Annotated in this window: 21 protein-coding genes and 1 pseudogene; 11 read left to right on the top strand and 11 right to left on the bottom strand. The window is 59.7% G+C overall.

The features are described 5' to 3' along the window. The 4 genes from GOW16_RS05480 to GOW16_RS05465 are packed head-to-tail and all read right to left on the bottom strand — an operon-like array spanning window position 1 to window position 6,678. Entirely contained in the window at window positions 1–2,043 is a 2,043-nt protein-coding gene (locus GOW16_RS05480) for a hypothetical protein (RefSeq protein WP_170411468.1), read from the bottom strand. Continuing rightward, the gene (locus GOW16_RS05475) at window positions 2,040–4,802 is read right to left on the bottom strand and encodes a DUF4159 domain-containing protein (RefSeq protein WP_170411463.1); all 2,763 of its coding nucleotides are present in this window, start codon (window positions 4,800–4,802) and stop codon (window positions 2,040–2,042) included. Before GOW16_RS05475 ends, GOW16_RS05480 begins: the two co-directional genes overlap by 4 nt. Then, on the bottom strand, window positions 4,799–5,674 hold the full coding sequence (locus GOW16_RS05470; RefSeq protein ID WP_170411461.1) for a DUF58 domain-containing protein: 876 nt from the start codon (window positions 5,672–5,674) through the stop codon (window positions 4,799–4,801). The genes GOW16_RS05475 and GOW16_RS05470 overlap by 4 nt, the downstream gene beginning before the upstream one ends. Next, window positions 5,671–6,678 (bottom strand): AAA family ATPase, encoded by a 1,008-nt coding sequence (locus tag GOW16_RS05465; protein WP_170411458.1) that lies wholly within the window; start codon window positions 6,676–6,678, stop codon window positions 5,671–5,673. Before GOW16_RS05465 ends, GOW16_RS05470 begins: the two co-directional genes overlap by 4 nt. A gap of 64 nt (window positions 6,679–6,742) precedes the next feature. On the opposite strand from GOW16_RS05465, the gene GOW16_RS05460 reads away from it, so the two are divergent. After that, the gene (locus GOW16_RS05460) at window positions 6,743–7,321 is read left to right on the top strand and encodes a DUF1285 domain-containing protein (protein WP_170411455.1); all 579 of its coding nucleotides are present in this window, start codon (window positions 6,743–6,745) and stop codon (window positions 7,319–7,321) included. Here the strand turns inward: GOW16_RS05460 and GOW16_RS05455 are convergent. Continuing rightward, on the bottom strand, window positions 7,318–8,166 hold the full coding sequence (locus tag GOW16_RS05455; RefSeq protein ID WP_254429691.1) for a DMT family transporter: 849 nt from the start codon (window positions 8,164–8,166) through the stop codon (window positions 7,318–7,320). The two genes, GOW16_RS05460 and GOW16_RS05455, sit on opposite strands and share 4 nt — an antisense overlap. A 271-nt stretch (window positions 8,167–8,437) precedes the next feature. Between GOW16_RS05455 and GOW16_RS05450 the strand changes: the two genes are divergently transcribed. Together GOW16_RS05450 and GOW16_RS05445 are read left to right on the top strand one after the other, a co-directional pair. Next, the gene (locus tag GOW16_RS05450) at window positions 8,438–9,202 is read left to right on the top strand and encodes a hydroxypyruvate isomerase family protein (RefSeq protein WP_170411449.1); all 765 of its coding nucleotides are present in this window, start codon (window positions 8,438–8,440) and stop codon (window positions 9,200–9,202) included. A gap of 65 nt (window positions 9,203–9,267) precedes the next feature. Next, complete coding sequence (locus GOW16_RS05445; protein ID WP_170411446.1) at window positions 9,268–9,498, top strand: DUF2798 domain-containing protein; 231 nt, start codon at window positions 9,268–9,270, stop codon at window positions 9,496–9,498. A 33-nt stretch (window positions 9,499–9,531) separates the two neighbouring features. Here GOW16_RS05445 and polA read toward each other — a convergent pair whose 3' ends face one another. Continuing rightward, on the bottom strand, window positions 9,532–12,336 hold the full coding sequence (gene polA / locus GOW16_RS05440; RefSeq protein WP_170411443.1) for a DNA polymerase I: 2,805 nt from the start codon (window positions 12,334–12,336) through the stop codon (window positions 9,532–9,534). Between the two features lie 27 nt (window positions 12,337–12,363). On the opposite strand from polA, the gene GOW16_RS05435 reads away from it, so the two are divergent. Then, window positions 12,364–12,855 (top strand): hypothetical protein, encoded by a 492-nt coding sequence (locus tag GOW16_RS05435; protein WP_170411439.1) that lies wholly within the window; start codon window positions 12,364–12,366, stop codon window positions 12,853–12,855. A gap of 7 nt (window positions 12,856–12,862) precedes the next feature. Here GOW16_RS05435 and GOW16_RS05430 read toward each other — a convergent pair whose 3' ends face one another. Then, window positions 12,863–13,039, bottom strand: coding sequence for a zinc-finger domain-containing protein (locus GOW16_RS05430; RefSeq protein WP_170411436.1), 177 nt, complete (start codon window positions 13,037–13,039; stop codon window positions 12,863–12,865). Window positions 13,040–13,126: 87 nt separating this feature from the next. Here GOW16_RS05430 and GOW16_RS05425 point away from each other — a divergent pair, with 87 nt between their 5' ends. Then, the gene (locus tag GOW16_RS05425) at window positions 13,127–14,119 is read left to right on the top strand and encodes an ABC transporter ATP-binding protein (protein WP_170411982.1); all 993 of its coding nucleotides are present in this window, start codon (window positions 13,127–13,129) and stop codon (window positions 14,117–14,119) included. On the opposite strand, the gene GOW16_RS05420 is transcribed toward GOW16_RS05425, so the two are convergent. Continuing rightward, complete coding sequence (locus tag GOW16_RS05420; protein WP_170411433.1) at window positions 14,116–14,580, bottom strand: DUF1203 domain-containing protein; 465 nt, start codon at window positions 14,578–14,580, stop codon at window positions 14,116–14,118. The two genes, GOW16_RS05425 and GOW16_RS05420, sit on opposite strands and share 4 nt — an antisense overlap. A 119-nt stretch (window positions 14,581–14,699) precedes the next feature. Between GOW16_RS05420 and GOW16_RS05415 the strand changes: the two are divergent. The 3 genes and pseudogenes from GOW16_RS05415 to GOW16_RS05405 form a co-directional block, all read left to right on the top strand. After that, window positions 14,700–16,055, top strand: a pseudogene (locus tag GOW16_RS05415) (PHP domain-containing protein); the annotation flags it as partial. Between the two features lie 336 nt (window positions 16,056–16,391). Then, the gene (locus GOW16_RS05410) at window positions 16,392–16,805 is read left to right on the top strand and encodes a group III truncated hemoglobin (RefSeq protein ID WP_170411427.1); all 414 of its coding nucleotides are present in this window, start codon (window positions 16,392–16,394) and stop codon (window positions 16,803–16,805) included. A 148-nt stretch (window positions 16,806–16,953) separates the two neighbouring features. Continuing rightward, the gene (locus tag GOW16_RS05405; RefSeq protein WP_170411424.1) at window positions 16,954–17,892 is read left to right on the top strand and encodes a DMT family transporter; all 939 of its coding nucleotides are present in this window, start codon (window positions 16,954–16,956) and stop codon (window positions 17,890–17,892) included. A gap of 74 nt (window positions 17,893–17,966) precedes the next feature. Here the strand turns inward: GOW16_RS05405 and GOW16_RS05400 are convergent, their stop codons facing one another. Then, the gene (locus GOW16_RS05400) at window positions 17,967–19,079 is read right to left on the bottom strand and encodes an S-(hydroxymethyl)glutathione dehydrogenase/class III alcohol dehydrogenase (protein WP_170411421.1); all 1,113 of its coding nucleotides are present in this window, start codon (window positions 19,077–19,079) and stop codon (window positions 17,967–17,969) included. A gap of 130 nt (window positions 19,080–19,209) precedes the next feature. Between GOW16_RS05400 and GOW16_RS05395 the strand changes: the two genes are divergently transcribed. After that, the gene (locus GOW16_RS05395; RefSeq protein ID WP_170411418.1) at window positions 19,210–19,500 is read left to right on the top strand and encodes an I78 family peptidase inhibitor; all 291 of its coding nucleotides are present in this window, start codon (window positions 19,210–19,212) and stop codon (window positions 19,498–19,500) included. A gap of 42 nt (window positions 19,501–19,542) precedes the next feature. Here the strand turns inward: GOW16_RS05395 and GOW16_RS05390 are convergent, their stop codons facing one another. Next, on the bottom strand, window positions 19,543–20,385 hold the full coding sequence (locus tag GOW16_RS05390; RefSeq protein ID WP_170411416.1) for a formylglycine-generating enzyme family protein: 843 nt from the start codon (window positions 20,383–20,385) through the stop codon (window positions 19,543–19,545). 325 nt (window positions 20,386–20,710) lie between these two features. On the opposite strand from GOW16_RS05390, the gene GOW16_RS05385 reads away from it, so the two are divergent. Both GOW16_RS05385 and GOW16_RS23145 read left to right on the top strand, forming a co-directional pair. Continuing rightward, the gene (locus GOW16_RS05385; protein ID WP_438826263.1) at window positions 20,711–21,178 is read left to right on the top strand and encodes a hypothetical protein; all 468 of its coding nucleotides are present in this window, start codon (window positions 20,711–20,713) and stop codon (window positions 21,176–21,178) included. Then, window positions 21,178–21,420, top strand: a complete 243-nt coding sequence (locus tag GOW16_RS23145) for a hypothetical protein (RefSeq protein WP_438826262.1) — start codon at window positions 21,178–21,180, stop codon at window positions 21,418–21,420. Before GOW16_RS05385 ends, GOW16_RS23145 begins: the two co-directional genes overlap by 1 nt. Before the next feature lie 3 nt (window positions 21,421–21,423). Here GOW16_RS23145 and GOW16_RS05380 read toward each other — a convergent pair whose 3' ends face one another. Beyond that, window positions 21,424–22,149, bottom strand: coding sequence for an SDR family NAD(P)-dependent oxidoreductase (locus GOW16_RS05380; protein WP_170411413.1), 726 nt, complete (start codon window positions 22,147–22,149; stop codon window positions 21,424–21,426). Window positions 22,150–22,350: the final 201 nt, after the last annotated feature.

Raw genomic sequence — 22,350 nt, 5'->3', positions numbered from 1 at the left:
CTAGCGCCGCCCTTCACGCAGCCAGCCCGCAAGAAGGAACCCGCCTGCGAGCAACAACACCAGCCAGGGCGGCAACAGCCCTGCCTGTGTCACGTCACGTGTTTCATAGGCGTTGCGCGGGGTCAGGCCGATCCATCCACGCCCCGATGCAGGACGTCCGGCACGTACATTGCGGATCGTTGGCAAACCGTCCTCCAAACGCACGGCACCGCCGCGCAGTTCAGCTATCACAGGCTCCAGCACTTCGGCCGTCGCGATGGTGCGCTCAAATTCTTTGGGTGCCGCGGGGCCAAGTCCGATGACGGTGGAATGGTCCCCCTCCTGCAGGCGATAAAGGCCGATCTCAGGCCCGAAATACTGAGCTTCGAAGCGCCCCGGAGAGACCTCATCCAATGTAATCTCCAGCGTTTCACCGTTCGGGCGCGTCACAGTCACCGGCCCGACCTCATCGCCAAGCGTCTGGCGGATAATGCGCATCACCTGGCCATTGGCCTCGGCCCATAGCGCCTCTTCCTCAAGCTCAGGCTCTTTCATCATCCAGTGCGCCAGTCGGCGCAGCAGTTCAAGCTGCGGGCCGCCGCCCTCGAAACCCCGACTCCACAACCACGCATGGTCCGAGGCCAACAACGCCACGCGCCCTTCACCAACGCGGTTCAGCACCAGCAGAGGCCGGTCATCCACTCCGGTCATCAACACTTCGCCCTTGCGGTGTTTGACGTCGATCTGGCGCAACCATGCGCCCCAGTTTTCGGCATCACCCAGGTCAGTCGTGACCGGGTGGCGATGCCCCAGATCAGTAACCATCGGGACATAGCGTTCCTCGATCACACGCGCGGTTGGATGTGCGGGTAGGATCGGCGCCAGGGGTGAGCGGAAGATGCTGTCGGCGCTGGCGAAATCCGGACCAGCTGCGACCAGAACGGCACCACCTTCATTGATATAGTTGGTGACGTTGTCCAGATAGATCGCGGGCAGGATGCCGCGCCGCTTGTAGCGGTCAAAAATGATCAGGTCGAAATCGTTTATCTTTTCCAGAAACAACTCGCGCGTTGGGAAGGCAATCAGCGACAGTTCGTCCACCGGCACCCCGTCCTGCTTTTCGGGCGGGCGCAGAATGGTGAAATGTACCAGATCGACCGAGCTATCGGATTTCAGCAGGTTACGCCATGTCCGCCCGCCCGGATGCGGTTCCCCGGATACCAGCAGCACGCGCAGACGGTCACGAACTCCGTTCATCTGGATCAGCGCGGTGTTGTTGCGATCGGTCAGCTCGCCCTCGGCTGCTGGCACGGTAAACTGAATCACGTTGCGCCCGCCATGGGGCAGCGTGATCGGCAGCTCAACATCAACACCAATGGGTATCGTGTATTGCTCGGGCTCGGCGCCGTCCACCGAGATTTCCAGCGGCGCGGTCGTGGCCCCGGCGGGCGCGGCTCCGCTGTCTTCCACCCGCAAAGTCAGGGTGACAGGCTCATCGATAATGGCAAAGGCAGGCGCGTTGCGGACGATCAGACGGCGATCCCAATCCGCTTCGCGCCCGGTCTGAAGCAGATGCATAGGCGCGGGCAGATCGGGGGCCTGATCAGCGTCATGCACGATCCCGTCAGATACCACCAGAATTCCGGCGATCCGGGCGCGCGGTTCTTCGGCCAGCGCTTCGTTCAAGGCCGCCATCACCTGTGTGCCTTCGTCCCCGTCGCCGTCACCTACGCGAATGCGGCGTAGTTCCGTATTGTCGCGGGATCCAATCTCGGCCGCCAGTTCCCCGGCAGCTTGTGCGGTCTGGTCCGCCCGATCTGATAGGGTCTGGCTGGCGCTTTCATCCTCGATCATCAACACGATATCGGTCAGCGGCGCGCGATCTTCGACCTGATAGACCGGCCCGGACAAAGCTGCGATCACCACCAAAGCCGCCAATCCGCGCAGGGCCCAGCCCGACAGGCCGCGCCACAGGGCCAGCAAGACCCCAGAAACGGCAATTGCGGCCACGATTGCCAGAACGGGCCACGGGATCAGCGGATCGAATATGACGGTTCCTGTCATTGTCCCAACCTGTCCAGCAAGGCAGGCACGTGCACCTGATCGGATTTGTAGTTTCCGGTTAGCACATGCATCACCAGATTGACGCCGAAACGATTTGCCAGTTCGCGCTGCCGTTCACCCGCATAGCCACGCCCCACCGGCAACAGCGCCTGACCATTGCGATCAATGGCCCAGGCCCCGGCCCAGTCATTGCCGCCAATCACGACCGGCGTCACATTGTCATTGAGGTTGCGGAACGGCATCCCTTCAATCTGTTCCGCATCCATAGGTGCGGCCTCGACCCACACCTCGGTGCCCGCATAGCGACCCGGGAAATCCTGTAACAGGTAGAAGGCACGGGTCAGGACATGGTCACGGGGAATAGGCTCTAACGAAGGGATATTCAGTGGCGCAGCGATCTGTTGCAGCTTGCGCCCATTTGGGCTGGCCGCCCCAAAGCGTGCGACGTCTGCATCGCGTGTGTCGAACAGGATCATGCCCCCGGATCGCAGATAAGCATTGAGTTTGGCATAGGCCTCGGCGGAGGGTTGCGGCTGGTCCGGCGAAATCGGCCAGTAGAGTAGCGGGAAAAACGCCAACTCATCGCGCTCCAAATCCACTCCGATGGGGTCCGCCGGCTCGACAGAGGTTCGATAGAACAGCGTTTGCGCCAAACCGCGCATACCGGCGGCGGCGATGTCATCAACTTGCGCATCACCCGTCAGAACATGCGCCAGAACCAGTTCCTGTGTCGCGTTCAACGCAAAATCGGTATCTTCGGGGGTTTGCGCCTGCGCCTCGGGCACCAGCAAAATTGCACCCAGCGCGACTGCGGTCGCCTTGGCCAGACCCAAGCGACCGGACAAAGCCAGCGAGGCGATCACGTCGACCGTCAGCAACAACAACGCAAGGCTCAGCAGAATGCCCCCGATAGGTGTCTCGGTGCTGATCTCCTGCCCCTTGATCGGAACATCCGATGGCCAGATCGCCGGGCTAAGCACCGTTTCATCATTCAGAACGTTGCGGGCCAGTTTCTGTTTGCCGCTTTCGTAGAGGCCCGGTCGCAGGTCCGGACCGATCTGACCAGACACAAGTTCGACACCATCGACGCCTGCCAGATTGCCTGCATCCGACAGGACGCCAAAGCCGTCCATGACCTGAATCGGCTCCCAAGTCGTGCCTTGCAACTGTGACTCCTGCCGCGATTTCGCTGCTGATGCCACTGCCAGCCGGTCCAGCATTTCGACAAACAATCCTGACAAAGGCAAGCTGGACCATTCGGCATCCGCCGTCACATGAAACAGCACAACCTGCCCCAAGCCCAGCGCTTTGCGGGTTACCAAGGGCGTTCCATCCGATAACGATGCAATGACACGATCCGCCAAATTAGGGTCTGGTTGCGCCATGACTTGAGTTGTTACCGTTACATCCTCAGGCACCTGCAACCCATAGAAAGGCGAATTTTCCGGGAAGGGTGCCAGCCCCTTGGCCTCACCCCAACTCATGGCCCCGCCGACCGAGCGTCCGCCACTGCGCAGGCGCACCGGCAACAATGTATCTTCAGCATCCCGGCCAAGATCGCTGGCCGCCATCCGCGGGCCGGCAAATCGCAACAGCAAACCGCCCTGTTCAACCCATTCGATCAGGGCCGCTTGTTCAGATTCAGCCAGTTTCGCCACATCGGCCAGCACGATCACATCCGGATTTGCGGGAAGGACTTCCAGCAATCCGCCGTCAACGAAATCCGCCGTCGGGATAAGAACTTGCGTCAGGTAGTGCAGCGGCGACAGCAGCTCCAACCCTTCACGGTTGAGCGTTCCGGCGATAAGGGCGACCTCGCGCCGACGCAGGCTGTCATCCGTCAACGTCACAGCCCCGGCCGACCGCTGGCCCTGAATTTCAAACCGTGTGATCCGGGCGCGCAGTTCCGACGGCAGGGCCAGCTCGACCTGTCCCAAAGTCTCACCACTGGCAAAGTCTAAGTCGATCGATTGCAAGGTCCGCATCGCACCGGCAGGGTCGCGACCCTGAGCCAGAACGGTGATGCGCTCTGCGGAACCAGGCTCGGCCCGTTGCGCAGACAATTGAATGACGCCGTCTTGATATGTGGCGGGCAGAATAGCTATCGCAGGTGTCGGAGCCTGATAGACTGTCACATCGCCGCGCGCGCGCAATGCAGACAGGATCGCCTCGTGCCCCTCATAGGCCAGGCGATCGCTGAACCAATGGGTGTCAAACCCTCCATCCGCCTGATTCAGAGCATCCAGAGCTATGTCTATCTGCGCCTGATTCGGTTGCCACGGTGTCGGTGTGAGCCCGGGCAAACGGCCCCGCCACGCCTCGGCCGCTTGGAAAACAGGTGGTTCGGGTTCGGTCAGCCGCAGGATAGCAACGGTTCGACCCGCACGCCCCGCCTCGGTCAATTGTGCATCGATCTGGTCCAGCGTCGTTGACCATCGCGTCGCTCCGGCCCAGCTGGCATCCAGCACCAGCAGCAACGGCCCGGACCCCGCCTGATCGCGCGAGGGGTTCAGGACCGGCCCGGCTAAGCCAATGATAATCGCCGCCGCCGCCAGCATACGCAGCAACAGCAACCACCATGGGGTGCGATCCGAAACGCTCTCATCATCTTTCAGTCCCAACAGCAGCGTCACCGCCGGAAACAATCGACGGATCGGTGCGGGCGGTACGGCGCGCAGGATCAGCCATAGGATCGGCAGGGTCAAAAGACCCAGCAACACCCACGGAGCGGTAAAGCCAATGCCCGCCAGAACCGTCATCCCGTCCCCCCGTCCAACGCACGATAGAGCCACAACAGAGCCGCCTGCGCACTGTCACCGGTGTGATGCAAGCCCAGTTGCCATCCCGTCGCGCGGCAGAGTTGGGTCAGCGCGTCCTTGCGCTTGGCAAGCCGTTCCAAATACCGCTCACGCAGGTCTCCGGCCTTGAGCGTTTCGTGCCGGACCGACCCTCCGACACTTTCAAAGATCGTGCGGCCCCGATAGGGAAACGTTTCCTCTCCCGGATCGAGAACCTGCAAAACCAGCCCCCGCACCCCCCGGTCAGCGGCTTTGGTCAGGGCCAGTTCGACCTCATCCATCGGACCCAGGAAATCGGAAATGAACACGGCGCGCGCATGTGGGATCATGGCGCGGTGTTCGGGGGGCGTGTAGTCGGTCTCGGCGTCTTCGGACCATGCCTGTGCCAGCCGGATTATCTGCGCATTGCCACGTCGCGGTGGCAAAGTCGTTCCAGTCAAGCCCACGCGTTCGCCACCGCGCACCAGCAGTATTGCGGTCGCAAGGCCCAGCAGCCGCGCGCGGTCAGCCTTGGTGGGCAGGCTCTTGTCGGATGCAAACCGCATTGATGCACCCTGATCGACCCACAGCATAACCGATTGCGCAATCTGCCATTCACGTTCGCGCACGAATTGCTGATCTCCGCGCGCGGAACGTCGATGGTCGATCATCCGGCGGCTGTCGCCGATCTGGGCGGGGCGATATTGCCAGAAGTCATCGCCAAGGCCCGAGCGGCGGCGCCCATGATCACCCAACAGAACCGTTCCGGCCAGATGTTCAGCGCGCGCCAACAGCGGCGGCAGCCGGGACGCCTCGGCCTCTGATCTTTCACGAAGGGTCAGCGCGGCATTCACGCCGCGGCCTCAGTCCGGACCAATCCTGCGGCGGTGGACTCAATAAGATCGGCCAAACTGTCACCGCGTGCCCGCGCCGCAAAGTTCAATGCCATCCGGTGGCTGAGCACCGGACGGGCCATATCCAGAACATCCTCGGCATTTGGGGCCAGCCGTCCCTGAAGCATCGCGCGCGCGCGTACTGTCATCATGAGTGCCTGCGCGGCACGTGGACCGGGACCCCAGGCAACAGTTTCGGCGACCCGTTCAGAAACACCCGCCTCTTCGGGGCGGAAGGCGCGGACAAGATCAAGGATCAACTCCACAACCGAGTCCCCGACCGGCATCCGGCGCAAAAGAACTTGGGCGGCCAACAGCTCTTCCTTGGTGAAAATCTCGTGCGCGGCTTCTTCTTCGACACCTGTCGTGGCCAAAAGAATATCGCGCTCGGTCTGGCGATCGGGGTAATCGACGTCGATCCGAACCAGGAAACGGTCCAGCTGCGCCTCGGGCAGTGGATAGGTGCCCTCTTGTTCAATCGGGTTCTGTGTCGCCAGCACATGAAAGGGCACACCCAGATCGCGGTCTTCACCGGCCACGGTCACGGTGCGTTCTTGCATCGCCTGCAGCAACGCCGACTGGGTTCTTGGGCTGGCGCGGTTGATCTCATCCGCCATCAGCAATTCACAGAAGATCGGGCCGGGAATGAATCGGAAATGACGGCTGCCATCTTCGGCTGTATCCAGAACCTCGGATCCCAGAATGTCGGCGGGCATCAGGTCGGGCGTAAACTGGATGCGGTTGCCGTGGAGCCCCATCACGGTCGACAGCGTTTCCACCAAGCGGGTCTTACCTAGGCCGGGCAAACCGATCAGCAGCGCATGCCCCCCACACAATAACGCGGTCAGGGTCAGGTCCACGACCCTTTCCTGTCCGATAAAGCGACGGGTGATCGAGGCCTTGGCCTCTTGCAGTTTGATTTCCAGCGCTTCGATCTCGGACACGAGGTCGGCAGGTTCGGTCATGACTTTCCCTTCCGTGGACTAATATGATTGAAGTGTATCGCGCGAAAAGGAAATGGCAAAAGCAATGAGCGGACAAAAACCTGTGACCCCCTCTCCGGACGGGCTGGCGGCCTCAGTCAAAGCGGCCAAAACCAGGGGTTTACCCCCCGTTCACCTGTGGAATCCTCCGTTTTGCGGCGATCTGGACATCCATATCGCAAAAGATGGGTCTTGGACTTATCTAGGGTCGCCCATCAACAGGTTCGAGCTTGTGAAGCTTTTTTCCTCAATTCTTAAGAAAGAAGAGGGGAAATACTACCTGGTGACCCCGGTGGAAAAAGTGGGAATCACTGTCGAGGATGCACCTTTTGTCGCCGTGGATGTCGACGCATCAGGCGAGGGTCAGACCCAAATGCTGACATTCACAACCCATGTTGGCGACACAGCGATTGCCGGCCCGGATCACCCGATCCGGATTGTCATCGATTCAGAAACAGAAGAGCCGTCTCCCTATGTATTGGTCCGCAACAATCTTGAGGCCCGTATAGATCGCAAAAGTTTCTACCGCCTCGTGGACATCGCCACGCACAAGGATGATTGGTTTGGCGTCTGGTCCAGCGGGCAGTTTTTCCCACTGATCCGCTCGGAAGACCTGACCGATTAGGCGGTCTTGGCGGATCGCCGCTCTTGCGCCAGAACAACTGCCATTGCAACGATTCCCGCGCCCAGCGCACGGGTCCAGTTCCACTCTTCCCCCAGCACCAGCATGATCAGCATCACATAGAAGGGGGCGACATTGATGTGGAAGGACGACAGCGCGACGCCCAGCTTGCCAATCGAGGCGATGAACAGAACCTGGCTCAGCCCCATAGACACAAGCGCATAGATCATCAGCATCCCTGCCTGCTGCATATCAAACGATGTCGCAGGCATCACATCCATGCCTAATTGTGCCGATCCGAACATCAGCACCGACGCCATCGCCAGACCCCCGACGAAGGTGATGGTGGTGCGTCCGACCCGGCTCAGTTCAGGGAAATCCCGGGCGGTCGCCATGCTGGCCCAACAGAACAAAGCCGTCGAGACAACCGCGCAAGCTGCACCCAATCCCAGTTGGGCTGGCGCCAACGCGCTTGTGGCGATCAGACCTCCGACAATTGAAACAATTACGCCCAGCGCAAAATTCCACCTCAGCCGACGCGTTCCCGCGGCCAATTCCAACAGCGTCGCCATCAAAGGCGCACACGACGCGACAATCGCAACCGTCACCGGATCGGTCAGCTTTTGCGCCACGATCATCAGGAACATGGCCACCCCAATGCCGCATCCGCCGACGATCATCGCGTGCCGCCAGCGGGCGGAAAGAACCCGATGCGGCCCGTCGATCAGCATCCAGATTGGCATCATGACAACAACGGCCAACGCCAAACGCGCGGTCAGCAAGGCAACAGGGGGCCACGTCTGCAACAGCACTTCGGCCGCCGGAAACCCGGCCGCCCAGGTCAGCATAGAGGCTACTGCCAACCCATTGCCGGACAAAGCAGAATTCCGTCCTGTGGACACAGAAAGGGTGTTCCCGCGCACAGGGTCAGGGCTCATCGCCATCATATTCAAACCTTTTGTTGGCACAGCGTTCTGAAATGATTCGCCGCGTTGCCCCGAACCTCGCTGATTCAATGGGCGCATTCTGGTCGAATTTCGACAAACTGTCGTTTTCAGTCTCTTTCGCTGAAATCACCACGCAGATAAGGTCACCGCACCAGCTATCCAAAGGCCACTCATGCCAAAACTCGCAGCGAATATTTCCCTGCTTTTTACTGAACTGCCCTATCTGGACCGATTCCAGGCCGCCGCAGACGCGGGGTTTAAGGCGGTCGAGATTCTGTTCCCTTACGAGTTGGCGGCCAAAGAAACCCAACGCGCCCTGTTGGCCAACGGGCTTGAACTGGTTCTGATCAACGCGCCGCCGCCAAACTACACGGGCGGTGATCCCGGCTATGCCGCTATTCCCGGTGGCGAAGGCCGATTCCAATCCGATATCCGCCGCGTTCTGCGGTATGCCGAGGTTCTGCGCCCAGGGCTGATCCACATCATGTCAGGCTATTCCAGCGGACCGGATGCGTTTGCGTGCATGGTCCATAACCTGCAATGGGCGGCTGACCTGGCACCGCAACAACAGTTCACGATCGAGCCTCTTAACCCGGTGTCTCAACCCGATTACTTCCTGAATGACTATGATCTGGCTGTTGAAATTTTGGATCGTGTGGATCGCCCGAATGTCGGTCTGCAATTTGACAGTTTTCACGCCCATATGATCCACGGAGACGCCTTGGCCGTTTGGAACAAGTTCCACCACAAGGTCACACATGCCCAGGTCGGAGCGGCACCCGACCGTTCTGAACCGGGGCGCGGCCCGACGGACTTCACGCGACTGTTTGCAGCGATGGAGAACACTGGCTACGCCAATTGGGTCAGTGCCGAATACACCCCTTCTACACCGCGCACCGCCGCATCACTTGGCTGGATGGGACAACACGCCACCTGATCCAGTCTGGCAAGTGAGCGGAAAGTATCTAAAAACGGGGCATCGCGACCCTAAGGATGCCCGAAATGATCCCTGCCCGCTTTGCCCATGCCGTGTTTGGTTTGATCATGTCCGGTTTGATGTCATGTATTGTCACCGGCATCGCCACCGTCAAAGCGGTCGGCTTCGGCCCAAACACCTTCGGTGATTGGATGGCATCTTGGGCTTTTTGCTGGCCAATAGCGTTTGCCGTCATCCTGACCCTTGGACCCACTGTGAAACGCATGGTCGAGGGCTGGGTCAGACCGCAGGACTGAGCCGCTGCGAAGAGGGCCTGATGAGCAGCGCCCCTAATGCGCCTCGGCCCAGTTCGCGCCTTGCCCGGCATCGACGCTCAGCTTGACGTCCAGCTTAACCGCGGGGTCCGAGGCCCCTTCCATCACGTCGCGCGCCACGTCGATCACCTGACCCACCGCATCCTCGGCGACTTCGAACAGCAATTCGTCATGCACCTGCAACAGCATCTTTGCAGGCAATCCGTTGATGGCATCCGGCATCCGCACCATCGCGCGCCGGATCACATCCGCCGCCGTGCCCTGAATCGGCGCGTTGATCGCAGCACGGCGCGAGAAGCCCGCATGCGGCCCCTTGGCATTGATTTCCGGCGTGTGGATTTTGCGCCCAAACAGGGTTTGCACATAGCCATGCTCTTTGGCGAAAGCCACGGTGTCGTCCATATACCGGCGAATGCCCGGAAAACGCTCGAAATAGCGGTCGATGAACCCCTGCGCCTCGGCCCGCGGGATGCGCAGGTTGCGGGCCAGACCAAATCCCGAGATGCCGTAGATCACACCAAAGTTGATCGCTTTGGCCTGACGGCGGATATCCGGCGTCATCTCGTCCAGCGGCACATCGAACATCTCGGACGCCGTCATGGCGTGAATGTCCAGCCCATCTGAAAACGCCTGTTTCAAGGCCGAAATATCGGCGATATGTGCCAGTATCCGCAACTCGATCTGGCTGTAGTCGAGGCTGACCAGCACGTTGCCCGGCTCGGCAATGAACGCCTCGCGAATGCGGCGGCCTTCTTCAGTACGCACCGGAATGTTCTGCAGGTTCGGATCGGTCGAGGCCAAACGCCCGGTACTCGCCCCGGTGATCGAATAGGACGTGTGCACCCGGCCCGTATCGGGGTTAATATGGGTCTGCAATGCGTCGGTATAGGTCGATTTCAGCTTGGACAGCTGCCGCCAGTCCAGCACCCGGCGTGGCAGTTCATGCTCGGTGGCAAGATCTTCCAGAACATCTGCCCCGGTCGAGTATTTCCCGGTCTTGCCCTTCTTGCCGCCTTCCAGACCCATCTTGTCGAACAGAATCTCACCCAGCTGTGCGGGGGAACCGACGTTGAAGTTTTCACCGGCCAACTCGTGGATTTCGGCCTCTAACCCGGCCATTTTCTGGGCAAAGGCGTTGGACATGCGGCTCAGCACATCGCGGTCGACCTTGATGCCGTGCATCTCCATCTCGGCCAGAACCGGCACCAGCGGCCGCTCGAGCGTTTCGTACACCGTCGTCACCTGCACCTGATGCAGTTGCGGTTTGAACAGCTGCCACAGGCGCAAGGTGATATCCGCATCCTCGGCCGCATAGGCGGTGGCCTCGTCAATCGGCACCTTGTCGAAGGTGATCGCCGACTTGCCCGAGCCCAGCAGCGGCTTGATCGGGATCGGCGTGTGGTTCAGATAGCGTTCGGACAGCGTGTCCATGCCATGCCCATGTTCACCGCCATGCATCGCATAAGACATCAGCATCGTGTCGTCGATAGGCGCAACATTCACGCCATAACGCGCAAAGATTTTGGCGTCGTATTTCATGTTCTGCCCGATCTTAAGGATAGACGGGTCTTCGAACATCGGTTTCAGCAGGGCCAGAGCCTCGTCCAGCGGCATCTGCCCCTCGGCCAGTGCATCCGAGCCGAACAGATCATCCGTTGCGCTTTCGCGGTGAATCAGCGGGATGTAACAGGCCTCACCCGCCTCGACGCATAGCGATATTCCGACCAGTTCGGCGATCATTTCATTTAGCCCGGTGGTCTCGGTATCCACTGCGACCCAGCCACGCTCATAGGCCTGATCAATCCACTTTTGCAGCGCCCCGGCATCGCGCACACATTCGTATTTGGACGCGTCGAACGGGATGGCCTCTGCTTCGGCTACTTCATCTGCGGGCGCAGGCGCATCGGCAATCACCGGTGCTTCGGCGCCCAGCTTGTCGGCAATCCGCTTTGTCAGAGTGCGAAACTCCATCTCGGCCAGGAAGCCCAGCAGGGTCTCGGCATCGGGGTCTTTCACTTCCAGATCATCCAGCGTGAAATCCAGCGGCGTGTTCTCGTCCAACTGCACCAGCTTCTTCGACAGCTCGATCTGATCGCGTTTTTCGATCAGAGTCTGACGACGCTTGGGCTGCTTGATCTCTTCCGCACGGTCCAGCAGCGTTTCCAGATCGCCATATTCGTTGATCAACAAAGCTGCGGTTTTCACTCCGATCCCCGGTGCCCCCGGCACGTTGTCAACACTGTCGCCTGCCAGCGCCTGCACATCGACCACGCGTTCCGGCCCGACGCCGAATTTCTCGACCACGCCATCGCGGTCGATGCGCTTGTTCTTCATCGCATCCAGCATTTCGACGCCACCGCCGACCAATTGCATCAGGTCCTTGTCGGAACTGACGATGGTCACACGCCCGCCCGCCTCGCGCGCCTGAACGGCCAAAGTGGCGATAATGTCGTCCGCCTCATAGCCTTCAAGCTCTTTGCAGGCGATGTTGAAGGCTTTGGTGGCCTCACGCGTCAACGGCATCTGCGGGCGCAGGTCTTCTGGCATCGCTTCGCGGTTGGCCTTGTAGAGGTCATACAGATCGTTGCGGAACGTGTGCGAACCCTTGTCAAAGATCACCGCCACATGGGTGGGCGCATCTGGACCGGCGTTTCCTTCGACATATTTCTGCAACATGTTGCAAAAGCCCGAAACGGCTCCGATTGGCAGTCCGTCCGACTTGCGCGTCAGTGGCGGCAGCGCGTGATAGGCTCGAAAAATAAAAGCTGATCCATCGATCAGATGCAGGTGACAGCCTTTTCCGAATTCGCTCTTGCTCATGGTGCCCTGCCTTATAGGATCGTGGTCATGTTCAGTCTGCACGTTTTATCGGCCATCGCGTCCGCAACCGCAATCGCTCTTGTCGCCACAACCGCGCAGGCGGGGCCAAAATTGCCCGCTGATTGCTTGTCAATTCAGGGCACTTCTTCCAACTGCGCCCCGATCCTGGCTTGCTTGGGCAACAGCGGTATATTTTTCACAGGCCGCGCTATCGGATGGGGTGAAGGAACCCACGCCGGGCGGACAAGTGCGAATTTTGGCTGTCATGGACAGTGGCGCGCCCAAGGAAGTTTTGGTTTCGGGGAAGCCACACTTGAATGTGACAATGGGCTAACCGGAAAGGCTTTCTTTACGTACCAGCATCCGGAAACCGGCACCGCCAGTGGCATTGGCCGCCTCAGCAACGGAAAGGCATTTCATGTGTGGTCCGGTGCCAATGTCGATCAGTTCCTGATCAATAAATATGGCGATGTCGATGCTGGCGCGCTGTGTCAGAATTTTGCCAAACCCGGCACCTGACGGGCCGTCAGCCCTGCTCTGAGCCTTTCAGAACATATTTGCAGTCGCAATATGGGCACTCGACCCAGCCGCTGTCCTCGGGGATCTGCAACCAGACGCGCGGATGGCCCAATGCACCTTCGCCACCATCACAGGCGACACGGGCGGTCTCGACGATCTTGGTTTCCGGCGCTTCAATTGTCACGGCTGGCGATCCTTCACTGGTTGTCGGCCTCGCGGGCATGCATTAGGTGCGTTTATGAGCGATGAGCAAACCGGGGGCAAGAGCCACATGGCCGATGCGGCAATCAGGATCGAAGGGCTGCGCAAGACCTATCGCGGCGGCAAGGGCCAGCCCGAGAAACAGGCGTTGAAGGGCATTGATCTCAGTATTCCGCGAGGGTCGGTGTTTGGCCTGCTGGGACCAAACGGGGCTGGAAAATCGACGTTGATCAACATCCTGGCCGGTCTGGTGGTGAAATCGGCCGGCTCCGTGTCGATCTGGGGCTATGATCAGGACCGCAATCCGCGCCAATCCCGTGCTTCGATTGGGGTCATGCCGCAGGAACTGAACCTTGACCCGTTCTTTACCCCGCGCGGCGCGCTGGAGGTTCAGGCCGGGCTGTATGGCGTACCCAAGGCCGAGCGCCGAAGTGACGAGATCCTTGAACTGGTCGGCCTCAGCGACAAGGCCGAGGCCTATGCCCGCACCCTTTCGGGCGGTATGCGGCGGCGGCTTCTGCTGGCTAAAGCGCTGGTGCATCACCCCAGGATTCTGGTGTTGGACGAACCTACGGCAGGCGTGGATATCGAGCTGCGCCAGATGCTTTGGACAAATGTGCGCAAGCTGAACGACCAAGGCATGACCATCATCCTGACCACACATTACCTGGAAGAAGCGCAAGAGATGTGTGATGAGATCGCCATCATCAACCACGGTGAGAAAATCGCGCAGGACAGCACTGCCAACCTGCTTGGCCGCATGGACAGCCGCACCATGGTCATCGTGCCCGACAGCCCTGTCGTTGAACTGCCGGTGACTGAAGGCGTCGAAGCCGCGTTGCGCGACGATGGTAGCCTAGTGTTGCAATACCACAGCGCCCAGACCAGTGCCGAGCAGGTTTTGGAATCCGTGCGCGCAGCCAATATCCGCATCCGCGACGTTCGCACCGAAGAGGCTGATCTGGAGGATGTGTTCCTCGCCCTGACGTCCAGCCGATCGGAAGGCACACCGACCGGCGATCAGGATCAGCCGCACCGGGGGATGCACCGGGTCAAGCTTTAGGCGCGATCAATTCGCGCCTGATAACAGTTGTTTCGCGAGGATCGGATGTGGATATAGGCCACATCTGGGCGGGCAAAGATATCTCTGATTTTTGCATCGATCTGGCCCGTAGGCGTGATGGCACCGGTGCCATAGACGATGCGGTCATCTGTTCCATAGCCCTTGATCAGATAGTCTGGCGAGGTGGTCAGGATTTCTGGCATTTCGGTACCCTCATACCGCTCACAAGGCGCTGCACACAGAAAGATCGGGCCGGTTTCGGCGTAAGGTTGCGTCTCTAAAAAGGGGCGATGTGCCAGTATCAGCATATCCTCCCCTTCGGGGATATTCTGCAAACAATGGCGGCAGGGATTGCCTGCTCCGGTCGAAACAGCGCGTTCTGGCGTTATGCCATATGCATCCGGGTGACCAGACTGAAGGGCGCGAACTTCGTCAGTCGGTAATGCGGTGATTTTGAACATTGGGATCTCCTTCTTTGCCTCGAACATGCCCGGTACCCAGCTTTCAGGCGACCCGTTTCCTGCGCAATGACGCAAAGGACTCGAAAAGGAACAAAGCGTGAATATAATATGGAATCGTCATGTATGCCGAACTGTCGATCACGTCGAACTTCACCTTCCTCACTGGGGCCTCGCACCCCGAGGAGTATATGGAGCGTGCCGTCACCCTGGGCCTGCCTGCCATTGTGATTGCCGATGACAACTCGGTCGCCGGCATCGTCCGCGCCCACACGCAAGCGCGCGAGATCGCCCGCAAGGTGCGCGAACGGCTGGAGTGGGAGGCGCAGAACACCTCTATCGGTCCGCCTTGCCTCGATCACATCCCCAAACCGCCCTCATATCCCGTCCACGCGGTGCCGCGCCTGATCCCGGCGGCGCGGCTGATCTTCACCGATGCGCCCACCGTAACCGCCCTGCCCCTGAACCGGCAGGGCTGGGCCAACCTGTGCCGTATCCTCTCCAAAGGCCGCCTGCGCGCCGAGAACGGCGATTGCATCCTGCACATGTCCGATCTTTTGGAGTTCTCAGACGGTCTCCACCTGCTGCTCTGGCCACAGGCGGCCCGGCCTCCGGGCGGCGCGGACGCATGGCGGACACAGGCGCAACAATTGACGCGCCGCTTTGGTGGGCGGATGCATCTGTTGAGGCACCTCCGGTATGATGGCGCAGATAGTGCATATTTCTCAATATTAGAGACTGAATCAAGTCAACTTTGCATTCCAACCCTCGCCAGCGCCACGCCGCTGATGCATCACGGCGCACGGCGCAAGCTGGCCGATGTTGTGACCGCCATCCGTCTGCGCCGCAAGGTGGATGAGCTAGGCCGTGAAGCATTGGCCAATGGTGAGCAACGCTTGCGCTCGAAACCCGAGATGCTGCGGATATTCAAAGGTCATGAGGACGCCGTTACGCGCACTCACGCACTCAGCAAAGACCTGAAATTCTCGCTGGGCGAGCTCCGCTATGAGTACCCCAGCGAGGGCAGCGCGCAGGAAACCCCGACTAAACGCCTGCACCGTCTGGCGCATGAGGGGGTGAACTGGCGTTACCCCGAAGGGGCGTCAGACAAGGTGCAGAAGATGCTGGCGCATGAACTCACCCTGATCAAAAAGTTGAAATATGAACCTTACTTCCTGACTGTTCACAACATCGTCAAATTCGCCCGTTCGCGTGACATCCTGTGCCAGGGGCGCGGCTCAGCAGCCAATTCAGTTGTTTGCTACTGCCTGCGTATCACCGAGGTCGGCCCCGAAGAGGATACCATGGTATTTGAACGCTTCGTCTCCGAGGCGCGCGATGAGCCCCCCGACATTGATGTGGATTTTGATCACGAGCGCCGCGAAGAAGACGCCAGCTGGCTGACCGCTGCGCGTGGCAACGGCTACCATCAGGTCGACGATGTCTGGCGCCGTGCCGGGCTGAGGCCCTCGGTGATCGAACGGCTGGCCGAGGCCGATGCTTTTGCTGCCTGCGATCTGACCCGGCGTGAGGCGTTATGGCAGGCCAAGGCGATTGCCACCGCCAAACCGCTGCCCCTGTTTTCACAGGATCTGGAGGGCGAGGCGCTGGACGAGCCCGAGGCCTACCTGCCGCAGATGACGCTGGGCGAACAGGTGGTTGAGGATTACGTGGCCACCCGCCTCAGCCTCAAAGCACACCCGGTGGCCTTGTTGCGGCACCTCCTGACGCCGGACCCGCGCGACAAAACCACGCCTGTTGCATGATCACAGAACGAGATATTAGCCCTGAACAGAGTCGAAATCGGGCCTGAAATGACCAAACCAACCTTACCCCCGCGCTTTCCTGCAACGCCGAACCAGATCAGCGCACAGGTCCACGCATTTTACGCCCGAGTGCGAGAGGACGCGGTACTGGGGCCCGTCTTCAACAAACATGTCCACGATTGGCCCGCACATGAGGAGAAGATCGCCGCGTTCTGGCGCAACGCGATTTTGTTCGAGCGCAGTTATGACGGCAACCCGCAACGAGTCCATATCGAGCGGCCCGACGTAAAGCCCGAGTTCTTCGCCCATTGGCTGGACCTGTTCGAAGAAGTCGCAACCCAGACGCTGCCCTCTGAAACCGCGGCACCTTGGGTCGCGCTGGCCCGTCGCATCGGGGTGGGAATGAAAGCTGGCGTGCAATCCGCACGCCAACCCAAGGACGCACCACCGATCCTGCGATGATCTTGCGTCATACCGGCCATGCGATGTTAGCGGTAAATTAGGGGCTATGCGTGCCACCAAAATGGGTTTACTCAAAGGCAAGCCACCCGCAGCACAGGCGGAGTGATGGCGCAGTTACAACACCGATATATCACCCGAGGCCGCACCGATGAGCACTCAGAACTCTACCCTCCGGGGACTTGGCTATGCGTTTTTGGGCTTTGCGGTCTTTGCCAGCCATGACGCATTGATCAAGGCGCTTGGCGGCGTCTACTCGGTGATGCAGATCATCTTTTTTGCCACGCTGTTTTCCTTTGTGCCGATGGCCGTCACGATTCTGACCGACCGGACAACAGGGAACTTTCTGCCCCATCACCCCTGGCTGGTGTTGCTGCGATCTGGCCTGATGGTCACTGCAATGTCCTGCGCGTTCTATGCGTTTTCAGTTTTGCCGTTGGCCGAGGTTTATTCGCTGCTATTTTCCTTCCCGCTGATTGTGACAGTCCTGTCGATTCCCATTCTCGGCGAAGTGGTCCGCGCACAACGTTGGGCCGCCGTGGGCGTGGGCTTGATCGGCGTTCTGATTGTTCTGCGCCCAGGCGCAACGGATATCACGCTGGGTCATCTGGCCGCTCTGACAGCCGCTTTCTGCAGCGCCTTTGCATCCGTGCTGGTGCGCAAGATCGGGAATGAAGAACGCTCGGCCGTACTGATCCTGTACCCCATGCTGCTGGCCATCGCGGTGATGAGCCTGGCCCAACCTGCGGTGTACCACCCCCCATCCCTGCTGCATCTGGCGATGATGGCATTGGTGGGCGTGTTCTCGGTCATCGCCCAGCACCTGATCATTCTCGCCTATCGCGCCGCGCCTGCGGGCGTTATTGCCCCCAGCCAATACAGCCAGATCATCTGGGCCACGATTTTTGGCATGGTTTTCTTTGGTGAACGCCCGGACATCTGGGTGGCGGTTGGCGCAAGCGTCATAATCGCATCCGGCGTCTATGTGGTCTGGCGCGAGAGCAGGGCCAACACCACCTCGGCCAACACCCCTGTTCTGCGGGTCCGGTCACCGCGGTCAGATACCGGGGCGTCACGGCCGGGGGAGTAAATCCCAGAAAAAACGGCGCACTGTTCTGCGCGCCGTTGATACTCGCATTTCGCGGATCGCCTCGTATAAGAGTCTTAGTAAACCACCACCGATCGGATACTCTCGCCCTTATGCATCAGGTCGAAGCCGTGGTTGATGTCGTCCAGACCCATGGTGTGGGTGATCATCGGGTCGATCTCGATCTTGCCGTCCATATACCAATCCACGATCTTGGGGACATCGGTCCGGCCCCGTGCACCGCCAAAGGCCGTGCCGCGCCACGAGCGGCCAGTGACCAGTTGGAATGGGCGGGTCGAGATTTCGGCCCCGGCAGGCGCTACGCCGATGATGATCGATTCACCCCAGCCCTTGTGCGCCGACTCCAGCGCTGCGCGCATCACGCCAACATTGCCGGTGGCATCAAAAGTGTAGTCCGCGCCGCCCTTGGTCAGACTGACCAGATAGGGGACCAAATCGCCTTCAACTTCGGACGGGTTGACGAAATCGGTCATGCCGAATTTGGTCGCCATTTCCACTTTGGAAGGGTTCAGATCGACGCCAACGATCTGATCGGCCCCGGCCAGACGCAGGCCCTGGATCACGTTCAGGCCGATACCACCCAGACCAAACACGATGGCACGGCTGCCGATTTCCACCTTTGCCGTGTTGATCACCGCGCCGATGCCGGTGGTCACGCCACAACCGATATAGCAGATTTTGTCGAAGGGCGCGTCCTCACGCACTTTGGCCAGCGCGATCTCGGGCAGAACCGTGTGGTTCGCGAAAGTCGAGCAGCCCATGTAGTGCAGGATCGGATCGCCATCCAGCGTCGAAAAGCGCGAGGTTCCGTCGGGCATGAGACCCTGGCCTTGGGTTTCACGGATCGCCTGACACAGGTTAGTCTTGGGGTGCAGGCAGTATTCGCACTCGCGACATTCCGGGGTGTAAAGCGGGATCACGTGATCGCCCGGCTTCAGGCTGGTCACGCCCGGGCCGACCTCGACCACCACGCCCGCGCCTTCATGGCCCAGAATGGCCGGGAACAGGCCCTCGGGATCAGCACCCGACAGGGTGAATTCATCGGTGTGGCAAATGCCGGTGGCCTTGATCTCGACCAGAACCTCACCCGCTTTGGGGCCTTCGAGGTTCACATCCATCACTTCCAAAGGTTTGCCCGCCTGAACGGCGACGGCGGCACGGGTACGCATGGTCGTTGTCTCCCTGTCTTATTTGCCCCGACCCTGCGTTAATTGCAGGGCGTTTTCAACTGCGCTTTGGTGACAGGTTGGCTAATTGTTTGATATTGCAGTAACGACATTGTCAGAAGGAGAAACGCCAATGCACCGATTTTTGCCCGCGCTGGCCCTGCTGGCAGCCTGCGCCGAAACAGCGCCCGTACCCGAGGACAACCCGACCCCGCCCGAAGCCGCGCCGGTTGATCTGGCCTTTTGCCTGGGCGAAGACTTTGCCGATTCTATCGGCCAACCCGTTTCGACCATTCAGGCGCAGTTGCCGGAACGGTCGCGCGTTCTGGGCCCCGATGACCTTGCCACACAGGATTATCGCATCGACCGGCTGAATGTTTTTGTGAATGGATCAGGTATCATTCAACGCCTGACCTGCGGGTAGTACACATTTTGGCAGTGCCTCATCAGCTCTGAACGGATTTCTTTACTTCTCCACTTCAAAGATGCGAACAACCCGAATACCTGGGTAAGGTCTCCTGCGATCCAAAGTCGGGCGAATACGAGACGCTGGACGCAACCCATCCATGGCGGTATTGAACGCCCCGCCTTTGGCGACCACGCGTTCGCAAGAACTTTGCTGTTTTGAGAGAGACAGGTAGGCACTACTTGTTGGCAAACCTAAATGCTCTTCCGTCCAGCAAGACAGGGTAATCTCATCAACATTGCCCGCCATATGGCGAACACCCCACGCATTGGCTGCATCGAGGTCTTCAACCGGCACCGGAATTCGTCGGTTCTTGAGCGCAGGCAGTGATACTTCGCGCCCGCGCAGATGCTCTGTCGCCCTTCTCGAAAAGTTCGCCTGATCAGCAGTCAGTTCGTCCCCTTGCGCGAACCTAGTTTCCGTCCCGGCGCGGGCGGCGTATTCCCATTCTGCCTCGGTTGGTAAACGATAAACTTCCTCGCCAACCAGCGAGTTCAACCACGCCGTATATTCCAGCGCATCCAGATACGACACATTAATCACGGGGTGGTCAGTGCCCAGGGTCACTTGCCCGTATAGCGTTTGCACACTGTGCTCTGGCACATGTGAGCACCCTCCGGCGTCAACGCAGGCCATCCATTCCGCATGCGTAACTTCATTGCGACCAATCGCATAGAGAATATCCATCTTTACCCGATGGCGAGGGTGTTCGCTGGGGATGATGTTGATCTCATCTGGCCCACGCACGCCAAGATAGCCGTCCTTGCCGTAAAACGTGAAAGGATTGCGGGACTCACCGGGGATGGCCCCCATCATGAATGAACCGGGAGGCATGACGATCATTTCGGGGCAATCTTCACATTCCTGAAAACGCTCAAGCGGATTTCCGATAGGACCCCTCGTCGGCGGGGCACTTTCTGCCGCAATCTTCGCGGTACATACCGCTCCCCAGATCACAAGCAATGAAACGGAAAGAAGTGCCGCGCGATAGAAAATCATCTCTTTTATAAAATCCTGAACGAGGGTGAACTGCGCCCATTGGCTGGAAAATTTGAATCAGGCCATAGGGCAAATTGCAACTTGATCACCGCCTTTTTCGGCTGGGTCGCTCTCGACTCGGTAGGTGATTCTGCGATAAGAACAAAGTAAGAACATTTAATGTCTGCCGATGCCAAAACGCCGAATACTCTCATTGTGGTTCCCTCGTCTGGAGGCTGAACGGCTGATCCGTGCTGCGCGGGGGCTGCATGCTGGCCCTTTGGCCGTGGTTGCGGAACAGTCAAACATGCAGGTGATTACGTCGCTGAACGCAGAAGCGCAGACCGCCGGGCTGCGCGTGGGTCAGCCGGTGCGTGACGCCCATGCCATGTGCGCGACCCTGATCACGCGGCATCGCAATGCCCCGGCCGAGGCAGCGCTGCTGAGCGTGATCGAAACCGACTGCGCCGATATGGGACTGAGCGTGCAGATGGGCATTGCCGACACGCTGGGCGCAGCTTGGGCACTGGCACGCTATGCGGGGCACGAGGCCACATCGGATCGCAACGGCGACGCCATCAGCCTGGAAGCCCGCGCCACCCGCGCGCGCAGGCAAAACGGCGGCACTGGATCAAGGGCGGGGCCGCGCCGCAGGTGATGGCCCTGGGCGATGGCGCACGCATTGCCGCGCCGGGGCAGTCCTATGGCGCGCTCAGCCCCCTGCCCATCGCAGCACTGCGGCTTGAGGATCAGGTAGTCGCACAACTAAATCGACTGGGCCTGCGCCAGATCGGCGATCTGCTGGGCCAGCCGCGTGCAAGTTTGGCGCGGCGATTTGGGCGCGGGCTGGTGTCGCGGCTGGATCAGGCCATGGGCAGTTTGGTTAAAATATCTGATTAGAGTCTATTTTCCTCGGTAAACCAGCCAATCCGGCAGGTAATCCAGCAAACGGATCACCCAGGAAAACGGCGCCGGGAAATCGGTGCGGAACCGGCGGCGCGACATCGCCCTGACCACCCGGTCCGCCGCGTCCTCGGGTGTCATCAGCATCGGCATCTTGAAAGTGTTCTTTTCAGTCAGGCGGGTCTTAATGAAGCCTGGATTGACGATCCGCACGGTTACCCCCGTACCTGACAGATCAAATCGCATCGTTTCAGCCAATGAGACCAGCGCTGCCTTGCTCGCTGCATACCCAACCGCAGCCGGAAGCCCGCGATAGCCGGACAAAGACCCGATCAGCGTTATGTCACCCCGGCCCAAACGCACAAAACCCGGCACCGTCTCACCCAACACGCGTAGCGCGCCAAGGTAATTCACGTCAGTCATGGACAGAACGGTCTCGGTGTCCCAATCGGCGGACCTCATCGGTTCATAGGCACCGGCGTTGTAGACCAGACCGTCCACCTCGCCGACCTCTGTCACGGCGCGGCGAACAGCATCAAGGTCAGTTACGTCAAAGGGTACTATTCGCGCATTCGGCAGAGTTTCACAAATCTCGACCAGCCGCGCCGCATTGCGGGCAGACAGGACCAGGTTTGCCCCCTGACGGCTCAGCGCTTCGGCCACGGACCGGCCTAACCCCTCGCTGGCGCCCACAATCCAATAGGTTTTTCCGTCAAAACTGCTCATGCGTGGGCCATTCGAACTGTCGGGTACACATGGCCCGGACATTGGTTTCGTGTTGTTTCAGACATGTTAGGGAATTTACGGGCCAGCGACAAAGATGGATCACGTGAACGCATCAAAAATCGGGCCAGACTTTACGAAGTAACGCACGTTCAAAAAAAGTCCAGCCAGATTGATCCGTATCCACATCTGATGCGTAATCTC

It is taken from the genome of Ruegeria atlantica (assembly GCF_013033965.1).
Lineage (GTDB): Bacteria > Pseudomonadota > Alphaproteobacteria > Rhodobacterales > Rhodobacteraceae > Ruegeria > Ruegeria atlantica_D.
The sequence above is the reverse complement of the archived record's forward strand: the minus strand, read 5'-3'. Positions and strand labels throughout refer to the sequence as shown.